The organism is uncultured Methanobrevibacter sp., from assembly GCF_937906425.1.
Taxonomy (GTDB): Archaea; Methanobacteriota; Methanobacteria; order Methanobacteriales; family Methanobacteriaceae; genus Methanobrevibacter.
This window is the reverse complement of the sequence record NZ_CALCYR010000120.1, coordinates 1-17,534: the sequence shown is the minus strand read 5'-3', so window position 1 is coordinate 17,534 and position 17,534 is coordinate 1. Positions and strand designations below refer to the sequence as shown.

The window sequence follows — 17,534 nt, the reverse complement described above, 5'->3', positions numbered from 1 at the left end:
GAGTTCAGACGTGTGCTCTTCCGATCTCAATCGCTTTGGTAATTTCCGTTGTCAGTACTACGCACGCAACCGATGGATTGAGAAAGCCGACTATAACATACGAATCTTTTGCAGGGAACAAAACAATGCCATTCTCGCCGTTTTGATTTGCTTGCAGATTAACGCCTGTAAGCGGTGCCCCCTCGTCGATAGGGGTACATTCGATGGTGCGTGCGTCCTCGTCCACATCGTCCACGGTGCAAACTTTGAGATACAGTTCCAAATCACCACCTAAAACTATTTGCCTTATGGCTTCTGCTATATTCATTCTGCCGCCCTTGCTCCTAATGTTATGTCTTGGCGGAAACCGCCCGACCCGAATGTTATAGTATTTTTCTGCACTTGGTATTTACCCTTTCGCTCACCATCTATCTTTATGCCGATTATGTCGAGCCGGTCAAGTAGCAAATGCCCGAATGTAGTAAAGGATCCTGTCAGACCGTCACGTTTCAGCCGCTCCAGTTCCTGTTTTCCCCATGCCTTTGCCTCTGATTCACTTTTGCCGTAGCAATGGAGCGTGCGGCGTTCGCCGTCATTGTCGCCAACCTCTACTTTGATTTTCTTGTTATCCGGCTGTAAACTGACAACCTTTAACTTTATCTTTACGTCCTCGGAGTTTTGTTCGTCGAGGCTGTCATCTGATATGATATTTATGCCGGTTTCAAATACCTGCCGTATGCCGGTGTTGTGGTCGAACATAACACCACAGTATAAAACCGGCTTTTCGTCCTCCAAGCGGAAAAACGTCTTTATGCTGTTTTCTTTAAGGTGCGCCAATAGCTCCGCTACATTATCCACATTCACGCGGTACTGCCCGACATTTTGCTCACCAAGTACCTTTATTGTGTAGTTTATGTTTTGGTCTTTCAACAGGCTTTCAAGCGTAACACTCTTGTATGTTTTTTTGACAGCCGGTGTTTGCTTCAACACAAACATTTCATCTTCGCATTTAATCTCGATAGGAGCCTTAAAGCCCTTTTGTAATACATACCCCTTAAATGCCAACTGTAAATCGTCATCGTAACCAAGCCACACGGTTATTTCGTCACCGCGCTTAATAGGATTTGACGCTTCCCCCTGCCATTTTATTTTGCGAGGCAATATGAGCGTGCACGTGGTCGTGAGTGCGTCCATATCTCGCACAATCTCGCACGAGGATATTTTCTCAAACGTCCACGTTTTGGATCCTTTTATTTCAACTTTTGCACACAGTTTAAGCATAATTCAAATACCGTTTAATAGTCTGTGGATTGGATTATATAATCATCGTCAGACAATGCCGAGACCTCAACGACTTGCCTGTTGGCGTAAGTCATCTGTTTTGCAGAAAAGCCAGTAATGACAATCTTGTTAATGCCGAACATGTCCAAAAAGGTGCTGCTTGCCTCGATTGTCTGGTCTTCCTCGAACACCTCGCGTAACGTACTCATGGCTTTCTCGGGGTATTGGTCTATAATTTCGTTGTTCTCATCTACAGCCACGACCCCAATACTCATTTCTATTTGGTAGTCTCCATCGGTAATATATTCTTTGATAGTACCGGCACGCCCTACAATGGCAGTTTTTACTATCTCCTTTTGTTTCGACACATTGATAGTAACATCGGGAATGGTAAGCACACCTTTGTCCGGCACACGAAGAACCAAATCAGTAAGCACATTGCGCCCCAACCAATAATCATCGGAGCCGTTCCACTTTTCCTCGGCAAGCGATATGGTGTTTTCGCCGGAGGGCGCGGCTGATGGTATATGCTCGTATTGCTCGTTTAGTTTGTAGTCGGTCGGATCTGCCTGTTGTAAAGGCTTGAACTTATACAGTTGCGGGCGCACAACCTGCGTCGCTACACTTGCAGCGATAAAAGCGGCATATCCTATTTGCAAATTGTAGTTCTTCATTACATGGCAAGGTTTACATCATTAACAGCCGAAAGCAATGCCTCTGCAACCATCGTTTTAATACGTTCGCTGCTTTCTTGCATGGTGGTTGTCTGAATGTTGAAAGTGTCAATCAGTTTGTCAATGGTAATGTTTATATTCTTGATACGGTCGGATTTGTCAGCATTACCGCCGATACCGTTAATTCCTTTTGAAATTGGATCCGCTTTTTCTGTACCGGCACCTGCGTTACCTTGTTTAACGCCTGCGTCTGCGTCCACGGGATTTTCCTCGGGATGATCCGCCGCCCAACTTGCGTCGGCAGCTTCCCGACCGCGCATTTTGATTTGTTCCCAATTAAAGACTTTAGCGGCTTTGTTGTAAACGTCTATAATCCAACCAACAACTTTGTCGAATTTGTCTCGTACCCAGTCAATAACTGACGAGAAAAAGCCCTTTACTTTGTTTATGGCAGTACGGAATGCGGACACAAGCGGCTCACATATCGAGGATAGTTTGGCGACAATGGCATTAACTATGCCGGACACCCAAGCCCACGCACCCGCAAATACTCCTTTTATCCAATTTATGGCAGTTCTAAAACCGTTGACGATACGCTGACGCAATGTAGCAAACCATGACACGACTTTACTAACAATCCCCATAATCCACGCACCTACATTACGCAGCCATTCGCCTATTGTTGCAAAAAAGCTTCTGATACTTTCGGCGGCACGCTGAATCATGCCCGCAAACCATTGGCGGAGTTCTGCGAGTTTGGCAATTCCCATGTCGATATAACCTTTGAGCCAATTCCATATTTTGCTCAACAGCATACCGAACATTTCAAATATACGTTTGATAGCCTCCCACGCTGTAAACACAAATACGCGGAAGCCCTTGCACTTGTTCCAAAGGACTTGCACAATGGCTATAATAGCTGCTATTGCTGCAGCAATCCAACCGAGTATGGGTATATTCATAATAGCGACACTTATTGCACGGCAGGCACTAACCGCCACCGTCTTAAATGCCGCAAAACTTAACGAGGTAAGCCCCAAGGAAAAGCCAAACGAGCCAAGACTGAATGTTGTTGCAATAATTTGGTTGCGTATCTTTTTCCACATACCGCCCCAATCCAATGCACGCACAAACAACATGGCTTTTCCAATACCCATAATAAGCGGAGCCAACTGTGCAAGCGGCGTAAGGGATTGAATGATAACAGACACCCAAATGCCGAAATCCCCGCTTACATTGAATATGGATATTTTGAAATCGTCAAATTGCGCCTGTACGCGGGCAAGCCTCTCATTATAGGTTTCCATAATAATTTGGCTTTGCTCAACGGCGGTATTGGTGCCGGTTATCGCGTCCGTCCACTCATTTACTTTGTCAATACCTTGTATCAACGCCATTGCAGCGTTGGTATTCTCACGACCGAATAATTTACTGAATAACGCTGCGTCATTCATTACCGGCTTTAAGAGCGTGAGACGCTCCGTAAGGCTCTTGGAGTTATCCGTTAGTTTGTTAATATCAATACCGGCGGCAGTCAGTTCCTCGCGCACGTCTTTAGGCAAGAAACGACCACGTGCAAGCGTCGTCATTACGTTACGCAATGCTACGCCGCCCTCGCTACCTTTCTTTCCGGCTTTGTCGAGTACCTGTATAGCGGCATTGGTTTCGGCAAATGAAACGTTAGCGGCTTTGGCTGCCATACCGCATTGTTCGAGAGCCAGTTTGATTGTCGGCAATTCGGCAGATCCCTCGCGTCCGGCAGCCGCCATTATATTCATCATTTCCGCCATCTTGCGGCTCGCTTCCATCGGATCTGCAAGCGACACACCGTATTGGTTCATGGCGGTTGTCAGAACCTCGGCGGCGGCTTTCGTGTCCCCGCCCATTGTCTTACTCAATATGGCGATATTCTTACCCATCGCAGCAAGTGCCGCGCTGTCCTTGGTAAGTTCCGGCGATAACTGCGACAACAAAAGTTTGTACGATTCCACGGACTGTGCTGCAGAACCGCCAAACTCTTTTGCTGTGGAGCGGGCAAACCGTTCTATGGTTTCCAACTCTTTGCCGGTGGCATTGGAGATGGCTTGCAGATCCGCAAGCGAAGCATTAAGCTCCGCTCCCGGACGCAAGGTTGCTTCTACCGTCTGATTGAGGCGGTCAAAGTATTGTATAAACTGATTCAATCCGAGCAACTTACCCTCGAAAGAATCCCAAAAAGAGGTTTAAAATGATCAGTTCAGAAAATTCTTTAAAAAATACAGAAGAGATTGAAAGCTTAAACAATGAAATAGACTATTTAAAGGAAATTCTCGTCAGTAAAATTTTTGAAGAAGACCACCTAAACAGTGTTACTTGCAGAGATATTGAAATTGATTACGCTTTAAAATTCGGAGTTTATAAATACAAAATAAAAGACTATAAACTTAGAATAAAAAAGACAAAAAGAACTATCCAATTAATTAAAAAAATGGTTGAAAAACAGGAAAACAACTTATTCAACAAGGATTTGGATGAATTGGAAGCTAATCAGATTAAAATCAATCAAACAAAAATCAACAAGCCAAAAATAAACATGAAGGAAATTGAAAATCATATTGAAAATGAATTCAAGCAAGAGGATATTGAAGTAGAATCAGAAACCGCAAGAGTCAATATCCTTATTGATGAGCATAAAAATAATCTAAATAAGAAAATACCTCAAAAAGAGCTTGATTTTGCATATAAAGATTGCATTAGAAAATTACATCCAGATATCCTATACGATGCAAATGAATATGAGGAAACCTTGTTTTTCAATGCTAAGGAAGCTTATGAGGATAAGGATTTAAATGAACTTCAATCCTGCCAAACATTGATAGAAATGCATAAGATAGCTCATGTTCCAGAAACAATTGATGAATTGGAGGATTATTCAAAGAAACTTGAAATCCATATTGAATTGGAAGAAATGGAAATCTCCAGAATAGTCAATTCCAAACCATACACCCAACAGAAGTTCTTGCTGGACCAGAAGAAAGTTAACAATTATAGGGAAGGATTGGTTAAATCACTGCTTGAAGTTGAAAAAGAGTATATTAAGTTCAAAAGAGAGTTAAGTGACTTGAAAAAAGAAAATAACCTAACATATAAGTTAGACTTGACCAAAGGGCAAAATTAGAAAATTTAATTTATTAAATTAATAAAATTAATCAAATGATAAAATTAATTTAAAAATAAAATAAATTAAATAAATAAAATTAATTTAAAAATAAAATAAATAAATTAAAATTTATAAAGGATTCTAAAAAAATATCTAATTTTGAATGGACTCAGACCTTAAAAACATTACAAAAGCGTCTGAACCGTCCTCATAATAGCCAGGCACCTTTCTATCAATTTCAAAACCGAACTTTTCATAAAACTTAACTGCAACATCATTATGTGCCTTAACTTCCAATGTAATATTAAATATATCACAATTTTTAAAGATTCTTGTAGCCATCATGAGTAAACGGGTAGCAATATGTTGTCCCCTATACTTAGGGTCAACAGCCAATGCTATAATATGGCCTAAACCTTCTTCCTTTACCCAGAATATAATATAACCCACAATATCATTATCTTCAATTGCCACTAAAAAACCTGCACCAATATCAAACAATTGTTGAAGAATTGCTACATCATACGGATTTGAAAAAGATTCAATCTCTATTTGATAAACTCTTCCCAAATCAGCAGGTCTAAATTCACGAATATACATAATATTACCTAAAAAAATATAAATTATAATATATTTCTAAATCTTAATATAGTTTATTATAGTAAACCATTCAAATAAAAATTACTTGATTAAACTCATCAAATAAAAGAATTTTAATTAAAATCCTAATAAAGAACAAAAAAAGAAAATATTAAAAACATAATTTAAAAAAAACCATAAAAACAATGCAAAAAAATAAAAAAAACATAAATTTAAAAAAACCATAAAACAATGACAAAAATATTAAAAACATAAGTTTAATAAATATAATTAAAAATCAAAAGAAAAAAGGGCAATAAAATGTGGGATGATTTAGAGGAATTCATAATCAAATTATGCGATGAAAATACCGCCAAGACAAATGAAAAAACAAAGATTGTGGAAATAGGAGTTGGAAAATTCCACAATATTTCAAATCACCTGAAGGAAAGGGAAAACATTGAACTGATAATGACAGATATAGACCCTTCAAGTGAAGATGTAATCCAAGATGACGTTTTTAATCCAAATATGGAACTATATAAAGACACAGACATTTTATTTTCCATCAGACCTCCCTTTGAGATTCAAAATGCAATAATGGATCTTAGAAATAAACTCGAGTGCACTTTGATTATTAAACCACTATTTAATGAGGATTTAAACATTAAAAATCCGAATATGATACTAAAAAACTATAATCGAGCTTCATTTTATATTTATCTAGAAGAATGATTTTTTTTCAAATAATAAAAATTAATTAAGATTAAAATTAAAAAATTAAAAAATTAAAAAATTAATTAAAACTAAAAACTAAAAAATTAATTAAACTAAAAAGAAAAAAATTAAAATCTAAACTAAAAAACCAAACTAATCCCACTAATAAAATATTAAATTATTTATATAATTAAATTAAAAAATAAAAATACTTATACAGTTTAATTAAAATTAATTTTAAAAACACACCTTAACATTTCACTTTAAAAAATATTCTTGGAGACTTAAATTTGATTGAAAAAATATTTGAAAAATATAAGACCTCAGAAACAGGTTTAAGTTTTAAAGAAGCCAATATTAGATTAAACAAGTATGGTCCAAACAAGCTTAAGGAGAAAAAACAGGAAGGACCATTAAAACTATTTCTTTCACAATTTATAGACATTCTAATAGGATTACTTATAGTGGCAGCGATAGCCAGTTATGCAATTGGAAACCACCTTGATGCAATTGTAATCCTTGTTGTTGTCATAATCAATTCAATCATAGGATTTATTCAGGAATATCGTGCTGAAAATGCAATGAAAGAGCTTAAAAGCCTTGTTAAGACAGAAGCTTATGTCAAAAGGGAAAATGAAATAAGAAAAATCCCTGGAGAGGAACTTGTTCTAGGGGATATTGTAATTATCGAGGAAGGATTTAAGGTCCCTGCAGACTTAATTCTAATCGAATCATATGATCTGCACATAGATGAATCATCACTTACCGGAGAATCAGAACTGGTTGAAAAGGATACTGATTATGAGGATATTGAAAACTTCGGCGAAAAGATAGAAAATATTGAAAAATTTTCAAAGGAAGAGAAAATCCAATCCAAGATAGTCTCAATGAATTCGAATGTCATAACCGGCAGAGGTATTGGAGTGGTCATGGCTACAGGAATGGATACCAGCATTGGACAGATAGCTGAGATGATCCAGGATGAGGAAGTTGAAACTCCATTAAGCATAAAGGTTAATAAAATTGGAAAGACAATTGGAGTATTGGCAATCATTGTATGTATCGGAGTCTTTTTCATAGACTTTTACCAGGACATGGACATTTTGGAAGGATTCATGACTGCAGTCTCACTGGCTGTAGCTGCAATCCCAGAAGGATTGCCAGCAGTTTTAACCTTGACCCTTGCAATAGGAATGCAAAAAATGGCAAAATCCAAGGCAATCGTTAAGAAATTGTCATCTGTTGAAACATTAGGTTCATGTACAGTCATCTGTACCGACAAGACAGGAACATTAACAGAAAACAAGATGACAGTTAGAGAATCCTATTTTACAAACAAGGAAAAATCCATCCTTATTTCAGGACTGTGCAACAATTCAAAATATGACAATGAAACATTGATTGGAAACCCTACAGACACTGCATCATACCTTTATGCAAAGCAAGAGGGTTTCATTGACCTTAAGGAAAGGTCAGACTATGAAAAAATAGATGAAATACCTTTGGACAGTTCCAGAAAAAGAATGAGTATAATCTATTCAAAAAAATCCGGCCAGGAAGATGAATATTACGTCCTAACAAAGGGCGCTCCAGAATACATCTTAAGCAGAAGCGAATTTATAGATGAAAATGGAAAGCAAGTCCCTTTAAGTGAAGACATAAAAACCAATCTTAAATCAAAAATTGATGAGATGACAAATTCATCATTAAGGGTTATTTCACTTGCATATAAAAAAATAGATTCAGAAACTCTCTTAAAACTAAAAGAAATTGAAAAGGATAAAAAACACAGCAATTCCCAAATGAAGGAGGATTTGCTTGAAAAGAACTTGATTATTACAGGATTGCTTGGAATAATGGATCCCCCAAGAGAAGAAGCAATCACTGCAGTTGCTGACTGTCAAAAGGCAGGAATCAAGGTAATCATGATTACAGGAGACCATAAGGACACTGCAAAATCAATTGCAAAAGAAATTGGAATCCTCAATAATGAAAACTCCGGCGAAGATGAAAGCATTTTAACAGGGGAGGAACTGGATAATCTAAGCGATGAGGAATATTCTCAAATCGCTGAAAACATCAGCGTTTATGCAAGGGTTTATCCTGAACAGAAAAGAAGAATCATAGCGGTTCTTCAAGGGAAGGGACATACCGTTTCAATGACTGGAGATGGCGTAAATGATGCTCCTGCATTAAAGAAGGCAGCTATTGGAGTTGCAATGGGAAGCGGAACAGAAGTTACAAAAGAATCTGCAGACATGATCATTCAGGATGACAACTTTGCAACAATTGTAGATTCAATCAAGGAAGGAAGAACAATCTATGACAATCTTAAAAGGTTCCTTAAATTCCAATTGTCCACAAATATTGGAGCAATTTTAACAATTACAATCGGTTCATTAATGCCGATTCCAACCCCATTTACCCCAATACAGCTTCTTTGGATAAACATTATTATGGATGGACCTCCAGCACAGTCATTAGGTCTGGAAGGTTGCGAAGATGACATTATGGAAAGGGCACCTGAAAAGGGGGAACTTATAGACAATAGCACAATGATGAAAATACTATTGTCTGGTGTTGTAATGACCATTGGAACCCTTGGTCTCTTTATTTATGAATTAATGAACTACAACACAACAAAAGCAATCACAATGGCATTTACAGTCTTTGTAATGTATCAGCTCTTCAATGCATTGAATTACAGATCCAACTCAAATGAAGTCAATACAAGTCTTTGGATTTCATTGATAGGCTCATTCATATTGCAATTGTTTGTAATTTATGTTCCATACCTCCAGATAATCTTTAAAACATGTGCAATTGGATTATTCGATTGGATTTTAATAATTGTAATTTCAGGACTAATTCTTGTAACTGACAAAATAGGAAATAAGTTAATTCAGTAAAATAAGTGAAATAAAATGAAATGAAATTAATTAAATTAATAAAATTAATTTTTAAAATTAAAAAGAAAAGAAAAATTACTAAAAACTTAAAAAAATTTCAATAAAAAAAAGAAAATAAAAATTACTAAAAACTTAAAAAAATTTCAATAAAAATGGAAAGAAAATTAATTAAAAAACTTTAAATAAATTCAAAAAAGAAAATAAAAAAAATTTAAAATAAAAAGATTAACTTTTAAATAGTATATTAAATAAATTTAATAGTACTTAAAAGTTTATAATTATTTTATATAATTAGGAATATTTAGGAGGCAAATTATGGATTTAGTAGCAGACATTGTTAACGGACTTGGCGCAATGGGTATTGTAATGATTGTAGGTTTTATAGTTGTTATTGCATTATTATCAATAATCGGAAAAAAAGCATACAGCTAAACAATACAAATTAAAAAACAAATCTTAATATTAATTTTTAAAATTAATATTATTACTCTTTTTAAAACACCACCCATACAAAACTAATTTATCAATTACTCTTTTTTAAACAACAAATCTAAACACTCATTAGAAGAATTATAATCTTTAAATTTTAAAACAATTATCCTATTTTTCAAAAATTTCAATTAGAATCTTAATTTGAATTTGAATTTTAATTTAAATTTCATTTGAATTTTCAATGAAATTACTATTTTTAAAAATAAAATTCTGAAAATTTACTAATTGATTATTAATACTTATGATAATATATATACCATCATGAAATAAAAATACTAATTTTACTATAGCATCATTTTAATTAAAATAATGATTAAAATAATTAAATCAAAATAATTTTTATTTAATTTAATTGAAGAAAGCATTAAAAATATTAATTAAAATTTTTTTGCCAAATATTAACTAAATTAAAAATTAATTTTTGAATAAATATTGAAAAAAAATTATAAAAATTTAACTAAGAATAAAATAAATTTCTTTAAAAAAATAGTAAAAAATTATGAAAGTAATGAAAAGTAATGAAAGTAATGAAAGTAATGAAAGTAATGAAGTAATAAAAGTAATGAAGTAATAAAAATAATGAAAATGTAAAACTGATAAAAAAAAGTAAAATAAGAATAAGCGCCGAGACTGGGATTTGAACCCAGGCGGAGATGACCCCACGGGATTTCAAGTCCCGCGCCTTACCAGGCTAGACTATCTCGGCAGTATATGTAAAACATATAAAAATAACAAATAAATGAATAATAAATTAATAAATAAATTAATAAATAAATTATTCAGAAGTCTAATAAACAAATGATATTTAATAAAAAAATTTTAAAAAATTTTAGTTTAAATTTAAAAATAAATTTAAAGTCTTTCAGTTATTGAATAAAAAATAAATTGAAAATTTAATGAACTGAAAAATTTCAGATCATTTAACTTAAAAATTAGCTTTTAAGTTCAATTTCAATACTTACGTTATCTGGAACGTTTAATCTCATAACTTGTCTCATAGCTCTTTCGTCAGCTCCGATACCAACTAAACGTTTGTGAATACGGAGTTCCCATTTTTCCCAAGTAGCTTTTCCCTCTCCATCTGGAGATTTTCTAGTAGGAACAACTAATTTTTTAGTAGGCAATGGAATAGGACCAGAAATATCTACACCAGTTTTTTCAGAGATTTTCTTTAATTGGTCACAAACATCATTAAGTTTTTCAGGATCAGTTCCAGTAAGCTTAATTCTAGCTTGATTCATGTTTTAATCCTCCTAATCAAGGTTATAAAAATAATCTAGTTTCAATCTTTAGATAAAACTAGATTAATAACCTAGATTAACATACTAAAGATTAAAAACTTATAAAATTATTTAAAACCTAAAAATAAATTTTTGAAATTAAAAGATAAGATCTTTTAAAATCATTTAGACAATAATTAAAATCACTATTAAAAATAGCTTAATAAAAAAATATGAAAAGTACTTAAGATTAAGTACTTTAATTATGAATTAAACTTATTTTTTGTCAGTAACTTTAAGACATAAACCAGCAGCTACGGTTTGACCCATATCTCTGATAGCGAATCTTCCCATTGGAGGAATGTTTTTAGCTTCTTCCATAACCATTGGTTTAGTAGGTTTAATTTGTACGATAGCTGCGTCACCAGTTCTGATGAAGTCAGGTTTGCTTGCTTCAGGTTGACCGGTTGCAGGGTCGAGTTTGGAAGTTAATTCTAAGAAAGTACATGCAGTTTGGGAAGTGTGACAGTGGAATACAGGAGTGTATCCAACGGTAATTACACCAGGGTGTTGTAATACAACAACTTGTGCAGTAAATTCTTTAGCTACAGTAGGAGCATCGGAAGTGTGTCCAGCTACGTCTCCTCTTCTGATATCGTTTTTACCTACACCTCTTACGTTGAATCCGATGTTGTCACCAGGTTCAGCTTCAGGGAATACTTCGTGGTGCATTTCGATAGATTTTACTTCTCCGGATACACCAGCAGGTTCAAAGATAACGTTGTCTCCTTGTTTCATAATACCGGTTTCTACTCTTCCTACAGGTACAGTACCTACACCGGTAATGGAGTATACGTCTTGAATAGGAATTCTTAATGGTAAGTCTACAGGTTTTTCAGGAGCGGTTAATTTGTCTAATGCAGGAATAAGTGCATCTCCTTTGTACCAAGGCATGTTGTCACTGAGTTCTTTAATGTTGTCTCCTTCATATGCAGACATAGGGATGAAAGGTACATCAGCAGGGTTTCTACCGATGGATTTGAGTAATACACTTACTTCATCTTTAACTTCGTTGAATTTTTCTTCGCTGTAGTTTTCCATATCCATTTTGTTAATTGCAATGATTAATTGTTTAATACCTAAGGTCATGGATAAGAACATGTGTTCTTTGGTTTGAGGCATTACACCGTCGTTAGCAGCTACTACTAATACAGCTGCGTCAGCTTGGGATGCACCAGTAATCATGTTTTTAACGAAGTCTCTGTGTCCAGGACAGTCTACTACAGTGTAGTCGTATTTGTTGGTGGAGAATTTTTGGTGAGCGAGGTCAATGGTTACTCCTCTTTCTCTTTCTTCACCTAATTTGTCCATAACAAATCTGAATTTGTCTTCACCGTCATCTAATTGTTGTTCAGCGATAGCACCTGCTTTTAATAAAAGGTGTCCTACTAAAGTAGATTTACCGTGATCAACGTGTCCAATAAATGCTAAGTTTAAATGTTCTTTTGCTTTTGCCATTATAAAAACCTCATTTAAGTTATAATAATTTCATAAGTTAAGAATAATTACAGTATATAATATCTTTAAAACATAATGTTTTTAAACGAATGTTCTTTTTAAACAAATAATGTTTTTTAAACAAATAATAAATGTGAAAAATAATTTAAAAATTAAAAAACCTTTAAATTATTAGAATTATTATAATACAGTAATATAGAATACTCAACTATATGTATATGATTATATTTCTTATAATATATAAACTATATGTTTTTTATGGATACATTCCAATGTGAAAATATATATTCCAAGGAATAAAATCCATAAAAAAATTATAAAAATAATTGATAAGAATTTAAAATAAATAATGTGGATTAAACAAAATAATTTTTAAAAATTAAGTTTAATCTTAAATCCCATTAAAAACTAATTTTAAAAAATTAAGTTCTAAACTTAAATTACATTGAAAACAATTTTTAAAAATTAGATTTTAAACCTAAATTAAATTAAAAACTATTTTTAAACCACAATTATAATTTTAAACCTTATTAAAAAAATAAACTAAAAATTAAAGATTTGATTAAAGTTAAACTTCAATCAAAGTCAAAACCCTTAGTTGATTAAAAAACAATAAATTAAATTTTAAGATTAGCCTAAGTAATGTTCAGGACCAAATGGTTCTGGAGCCAATCCTTTTCTTTCTCTGATTTGTCTGATGATTTGACCTTGCAATTCTCTTGGCAATCTTTCGAAACCGGAGTTTTCAGTAGACCATAAACATCTACCTTGGGTTGCAGATCTGATGTCACCAGCGAAACCGAACATTTCAGCTACAGGTACCTTAGCTTGAATGTTTACCATGTCACCTTCAGTTGGCATGTCAATGATTTGACCTCTTCTGTTCAAGATTTCCTTGGTACAGGATCCCATATAGTCAGTTGGGGTGTTAATGAAAACCTTTTGAACAGGTTCAAGTAAGGTAGGGTCAGCCATCATCATACCACCTTTAATAGCGTTACGAATAGCTGGTAAAATTTGAGCAGGTCCTCTGTGAACTGCGTCTTCGTGAAGTTTTGCATCTACAAGGGTGAATTTCATACCCATTGAAATTTCGTTTGCAACAGGTCCTTCATCAAGTGCAGATTCGAAACCTTCAATAACAAGCTCCTTGATTTCATCCAAGTATTGAATACCACGAGTCATGTTGATGAATAATGATTTGTTGTAAACATCCCATACTCTTCTAGCTTCTTCCTTGTCAAGACCATTGTCAATGAATTGTTGAGCTTCATCCTTGGATTTGATTTTACCTTCCTTGATGTCACCATTTTGTAATGCTTGGAAGATTGAATCTTCTAAAGGTGAAACTTCAAGGTATAATCTGTTGTGCTTGTTAGGAGATTTACCTTCAACAGGGTTAGGAGTATTTCCTGCAACAGTTTCCCTGTATACAACAATAGGTTCTGAAGTATTGATATCTACACCTTTGTTGTTGATTCTTACACCAATAACTTCTAAGTGAAGTTCTCCCATACCGGAAACTAAGTGTTCACCGGTTTCTTCGTTAATGTTAACGTGAATGGTTGGGTCTTCCTTAGCGGTTTGTCTTAAAACTTCAATAAGTTTTGGCAAGTCCTTGGTGTTTTTAGCTTCTACAGCAACTGTAACTACAGGTTCGGAAATGTGTTCCAATCCTTCAAACTCTACAATCTTGTTTTCAGGAGAACAGATGGTTTCCCCAGCGGTAGCACCTTTTGCACCAGTGATGTAAACAATGTTACCAGCAGGAACCTTTTCAGTAGGAACTCTTTCAGGACCGAAGAACACACCTACTTGTTGTACTCTGGATTTAGCGTGACTGCCTACCAAGTAAACTTCAGTACCTTGTTCTACAGTACCACCGTATACCCTACCGGTAGCTACTTCACCAGCGTGCTTGTCTACAGACACATTGGTAACCATTACAGCTAAAGGTCCATCAGGGTTGGTTTTAACCATGGTTTGACCAGCTTCACTTTCAATGTCTCCATCCCAAATGTTAGGACATCTGTATTCTTGGGATACTTCAGGAGATGGCAAGTGTTCTACTACCATACCAAGCAATACTTCAGCTAATGGTACTTTTTGAGCCAATTCTTTTTGTTTATCATTATTACAGTAATCAATAATATCTTTAAAGTTAATTCCAGTTTCTTGCATCATTGGAACGTTAATAGCCCAGTTGTGGTAAGCTGAACCGAATGCTACACTACCGTCGGTTACATCAACTTTCCATTCATCCTTCATTTCTTCAGGAACCATTCCTCTGATTAACTTGTTAGCTTCGAGAATGATGTCCATGAATTTTTTGGACAATTCTTCAGGTCCTAATTTTACTTCGTTGATTAATCTGTCAACTTTGTTGATGAATAAAACAGGTTTAACCTTTTCTTTTAAAGCTTGTCTGAGTACAGTTTCAGTTTGAGGCATAATACCTTCTACTGCACAAACTACAACTACTGCACCGTCTACAGCTCTCATAGCACGAGTTACGTCCCCACCAAAGTCAACGTGACCTGGAGTATCGATTAAGTTAATAAGATATTCATCACCATGGTATTCGTGTACCATGGATACGTTTGCTGCATCGATAGTAATACCACGTGCTTGTTCTTGTTCATCAAAATCTAAAAATCTTTGATCTCCAGCAAGCTCTTCGGAAATCATTCCTGCACCTGCAAGGAGGTTATCGGATAAGGTTGTTTTACCGTGATCAATATGTGCACAGATACCAATATTCCTAATGTTTTTAGGTTGGTACATCAATTCTTTGATTTTTGCAATCATTTTGTCTCGTCTACTCAAATTATCACCTATATTAACATATCTAAATTATAATAAATCAATATAAAATTAATTTAATTAAAAATGAAAATTAGCATTAATCTGGAAAAATCCAAATTAATAGGATTCTAAATAAAATCGGAAATAAAAAAAATCCGATGAATAAAAAAGGGTTTTAAAATCAATTCAGAACAATAAAAATCCGAACCAATCTTAAAAAATTTAAAATCAATACAGAACAATAAACGTCCAAATTAATTTTAAAATTAAACAAAAAGCAACTAAAATTAGTGTGCTGCTTTTGCAACTCTTTCTTTTTCTTCTTTTTTCTGTAAAGCGAAACTTCTAGTATCTTCTTCAGAAGCAAAGATTAATTCACTAGCTAAACATTCAGCTACGGATCTTTTGTTTTTGAATGCAGATTGTAAAGTTCCTCTGGTTAAGAATCCTAAAGAAAGGTCTACTCTTCTTTGTGGAGAAATGTCTACAGCTACTTGGTATCCAATACCACCGTATTTGATACGGGTAGTTTCTTCACGAGGAGAGGTTTTTTCTACAGCAGTAACTAAAACTTGAACAGGGTTCTTTTTAGTTCTTTTGTGAATAATTTCTAAAGCTTCCTTTACAATATTGTAAGCTTTGTTCTTTTTACCAGAGTTTCTTTGGGTTCTCATGATTTTATTCATTAATCTTTCTACAATAGAAACTTTGGATTTTGCAAATTGTCTTTTTACATGTCTACCTAAAGTGTGAGGAACGATGGTTTCATCTAAGCAGATGTATCTTTTTAAACCTAAATCTTCCACTTCCACTTCATCAAGGTCCCATTTATCAAATAATAAATTACTCATAAAAATTACCCCAATTATCTTACAGGTTTATCTATCTTACCACTTACCATTTCAGATAAAGCTACGTTGTTTACTTTACTTACTTTCCAACGTACTCCAGGAATGTCCCCCATGGATCTTCCGGATGGTCCACCAATACCTTCAATCATAACTTCATCGTGCTCATCGATAAAACCGATAGCACCGTCACCAGGTGCAAATGCAGTTAATTGTTTACCGTTTTTAATTAATTGAACACGAACACATTTACGAATAGCAGAGTTAGGTTGCTTTGCTTCGATTCCTACTTTTTCAATAACGATTCCTCTTGCTTGAGGAGCCCCTTCGAGAGGGTCTGCTTTTACATCTAAACGTAATGCTCTTCTTTTATAATCTACGTCTTTCCATTTAAAATTTTGTCTATTCTTTTTAAGCTTTTTAGCAGCAAAAAGTCCTGGCATATTTATTCTCCCTAATATTTATAGGCAAAAAGCCCTTTTTAAGTTTTTGAATAAATTATAAGATTAAAATAATGATTCTAATCCATAGAAATCCACCGCTGCGATTTACTATTATATTTACAAGTCAATTCTTAATACTTATAAAATTTAATCTCAAACATTTTTATCCAAATCAAGGTGATTAAGCTCAATTTGAAGATAACAATAGAAATTACTAATAATTTGCTTACAATACATCAATATAATAGCAATCAAAACTTCTATGACAAATTAGAATAACTTATAGAATCTAATTTAATTAAGACCATTAATTGAACTTATTTAATAAAATCCCCTAAAATAATGCGTGGGAAATCAATAAATACAATTAATAGCAAGTTGAATTAGCAAAATAATATAATAAACTAATTCATTAATAAATTCCGAAGAATTTACGTAAAAATATCATAGGTAAGCTATAAATATAAAACTACAGTAAAAACGCACACAATAACTAATAGTTTTAAAGAAATAACTGAATTATAGCAATAATATCATATAAAATAAGCCCTAAATTAATAGAGAATCTTAATAAAATATAATATAACCTATTATAACACTATATTAGATTAACTTTATTAATAAAGGTTTGGTTTTTTAAGAGTTTTATAAAAATTTAAAAAAAGTGAAAAGCTAAACCGCAAAAATAACTTTAAAAATAATTTATAAAAAATTACTTTTAAAAACAAATTAAAAATAAATTATAAAAAAAATTACTTTTAAAAGACCCTAAAAATAAATTATAAAAAAATTTCTTTTAAAAACAAATTAAAAACAATGAATTTAAAAAAAATAAATAATATATTGAAATATTTAAAAAAATTAAAATATTTAAAATATTTAAAATATTTAAAATATTTAAAATATTTAAAATATTTAAAATTTAAAAAA

Annotated in this window: 12 protein-coding genes and 1 tRNA gene; 3 read left to right on the top strand and 10 right to left on the bottom strand. The window is 33.6% G+C overall.

All coding sequences use genetic code 11. The features are described 5' to 3' along the window. Positions 1-303: 303 nt before the first annotated feature. From Q0138_RS03235 to Q0138_RS03225, 3 genes are read right to left on the bottom strand one after another with little or no spacing between them, the layout of a single operon-like run. Complete coding sequence (locus Q0138_RS03235) at positions 304-1,260, bottom strand: hypothetical protein (RefSeq protein ID WP_297980850.1); 957 nt, start codon at positions 1,258-1,260, stop codon at positions 304-306. A gap of 14 nt (positions 1,261-1,274) precedes the next feature. After that, a complete protein-coding gene (locus tag Q0138_RS03230) occupies positions 1,275-1,934 on the bottom strand; it encodes a DUF6046 domain-containing protein (protein ID WP_297980846.1) in 660 nt (219 codons plus the stop codon). Continuing rightward, a complete protein-coding gene (locus tag Q0138_RS03225) occupies positions 1,934-4,126 on the bottom strand; it encodes a phage tail tape measure protein (protein ID WP_297980842.1) in 2,193 nt (730 codons plus the stop codon). The genes Q0138_RS03230 and Q0138_RS03225 overlap by 1 nt, the downstream gene beginning before the upstream one ends. A gap of 35 nt (positions 4,127-4,161) precedes the next feature. Here Q0138_RS03225 and Q0138_RS03220 point away from each other — a divergent pair, with 35 nt between their 5' ends. Then, on the top strand, positions 4,162-5,091 hold the full coding sequence (locus Q0138_RS03220; RefSeq protein WP_297980840.1) for a hypothetical protein: 930 nt from the start codon (positions 4,162-4,164) through the stop codon (positions 5,089-5,091). Between the two features lie 135 nt (positions 5,092-5,226). Here the strand turns inward: Q0138_RS03220 and rimI are convergent, their stop codons facing one another. After that, positions 5,227-5,673 (bottom strand): ribosomal protein S18-alanine N-acetyltransferase, encoded by a 447-nt coding sequence (rimI, locus tag Q0138_RS03215; protein WP_297980838.1) that lies wholly within the window; start codon positions 5,671-5,673, stop codon positions 5,227-5,229. Between the two features lie 300 nt (positions 5,674-5,973). On the opposite strand from rimI, the gene Q0138_RS03210 reads away from it, so the two are divergent. Both Q0138_RS03210 and Q0138_RS03205 read left to right on the top strand, forming a co-directional pair. Then, positions 5,974-6,387: a UPF0146 family protein gene (locus Q0138_RS03210; protein WP_297980835.1), complete on the top strand. Its 414-nt coding sequence runs from the start codon at positions 5,974-5,976 to the stop codon at positions 6,385-6,387. Positions 6,388-6,662: 275 nt separating this feature from the next. Next, positions 6,663-9,278, top strand: a complete 2,616-nt coding sequence (locus tag Q0138_RS03205) for a cation-transporting P-type ATPase (protein WP_297980856.1) — start codon at positions 6,663-6,665, stop codon at positions 9,276-9,278. Positions 9,279-10,392: 1,114 nt separating this feature from the next. Here Q0138_RS03205 and Q0138_RS03200 read toward each other — a convergent pair. The 6 genes from Q0138_RS03200 to Q0138_RS03175 all read right to left on the bottom strand — a co-directional run bounded on the left by Q0138_RS03200 (position 10,393) and on the right by Q0138_RS03175 (position 16,604). Further along, a tRNA-Ser gene (locus Q0138_RS03200) sits at positions 10,393-10,476 on the bottom strand. Between the two features lie 226 nt (positions 10,477-10,702). After that, complete coding sequence (gene rpsJ / locus Q0138_RS03195; RefSeq protein ID WP_297980833.1) at positions 10,703-11,011, bottom strand: 30S ribosomal protein S10; 309 nt, start codon at positions 11,009-11,011, stop codon at positions 10,703-10,705. A gap of 255 nt (positions 11,012-11,266) precedes the next feature. Continuing rightward, entirely contained in the window at positions 11,267-12,508 is a 1,242-nt protein-coding gene (gene tuf, locus Q0138_RS03190) for a translation elongation factor EF-1 subunit alpha (protein ID WP_297980831.1), read from the bottom strand. A 630-nt stretch (positions 12,509-13,138) separates the two neighbouring features. Then, the gene (locus Q0138_RS03185) at positions 13,139-15,334 is read right to left on the bottom strand and encodes an elongation factor EF-2 (protein ID WP_297980828.1); all 2,196 of its coding nucleotides are present in this window, start codon (positions 15,332-15,334) and stop codon (positions 13,139-13,141) included. Between the two features lie 266 nt (positions 15,335-15,600). Further along, positions 15,601-16,164, bottom strand: a complete 564-nt coding sequence (locus Q0138_RS03180; protein ID WP_297980824.1) for a 30S ribosomal protein S7 — start codon at positions 16,162-16,164, stop codon at positions 15,601-15,603. Positions 16,165-16,178: 14 nt separating this feature from the next. Then, complete coding sequence (locus tag Q0138_RS03175; RefSeq protein ID WP_067147408.1) at positions 16,179-16,604, bottom strand: 30S ribosomal protein S12; 426 nt, start codon at positions 16,602-16,604, stop codon at positions 16,179-16,181. Positions 16,605-17,534: the final 930 nt, after the last annotated feature.

Excerpts from the sequence above, each read along its gene's own strand:
- Q0138_RS03230 (WP_297980846.1), bottom strand. The coding sequence starts at position 1,934 with ATGAAGAACTACAATTTGCAAATAGGATATGCCGCTTTTATCGCTGCA.
- Q0138_RS03210 (WP_297980835.1), top strand. The coding sequence starts at position 5,974 with ATGTGGGATGATTTAGAGGAATTCATAATCAAATTATGCGATGAAAAT.
- Q0138_RS03180 (WP_297980824.1), bottom strand. The coding sequence starts at position 16,164 with ATGAGTAATTTATTATTTGATAAATGGGACCTTGATGAAGTGGAAGTG.
- rpsJ (WP_297980833.1), bottom strand. The coding sequence starts at position 11,011 with ATGAATCAAGCTAGAATTAAGCTTACTGGAACTGATCCTGAAAAACTT.
- Q0138_RS03175 (WP_067147408.1), bottom strand. The coding sequence starts at position 16,604 with ATGCCAGGACTTTTTGCTGCTAAAAAGCTTAAAAAGAATAGACAAAAT.
- tuf (WP_297980831.1), bottom strand. The coding sequence starts at position 12,508 with ATGGCAAAAGCAAAAGAACATTTAAACTTAGCATTTATTGGACACGTT.
- rimI (WP_297980838.1), bottom strand. The coding sequence starts at position 5,673 with ATGTATATTCGTGAATTTAGACCTGCTGATTTGGGAAGAGTTTATCAA.
- Q0138_RS03235 (WP_297980850.1), bottom strand. The coding sequence starts at position 1,260 with ATGCTTAAACTGTGTGCAAAAGTTGAAATAAAAGGATCCAAAACGTGG.
- Q0138_RS03220 (WP_297980840.1), top strand. The coding sequence starts at position 4,162 with ATGATCAGTTCAGAAAATTCTTTAAAAAATACAGAAGAGATTGAAAGC.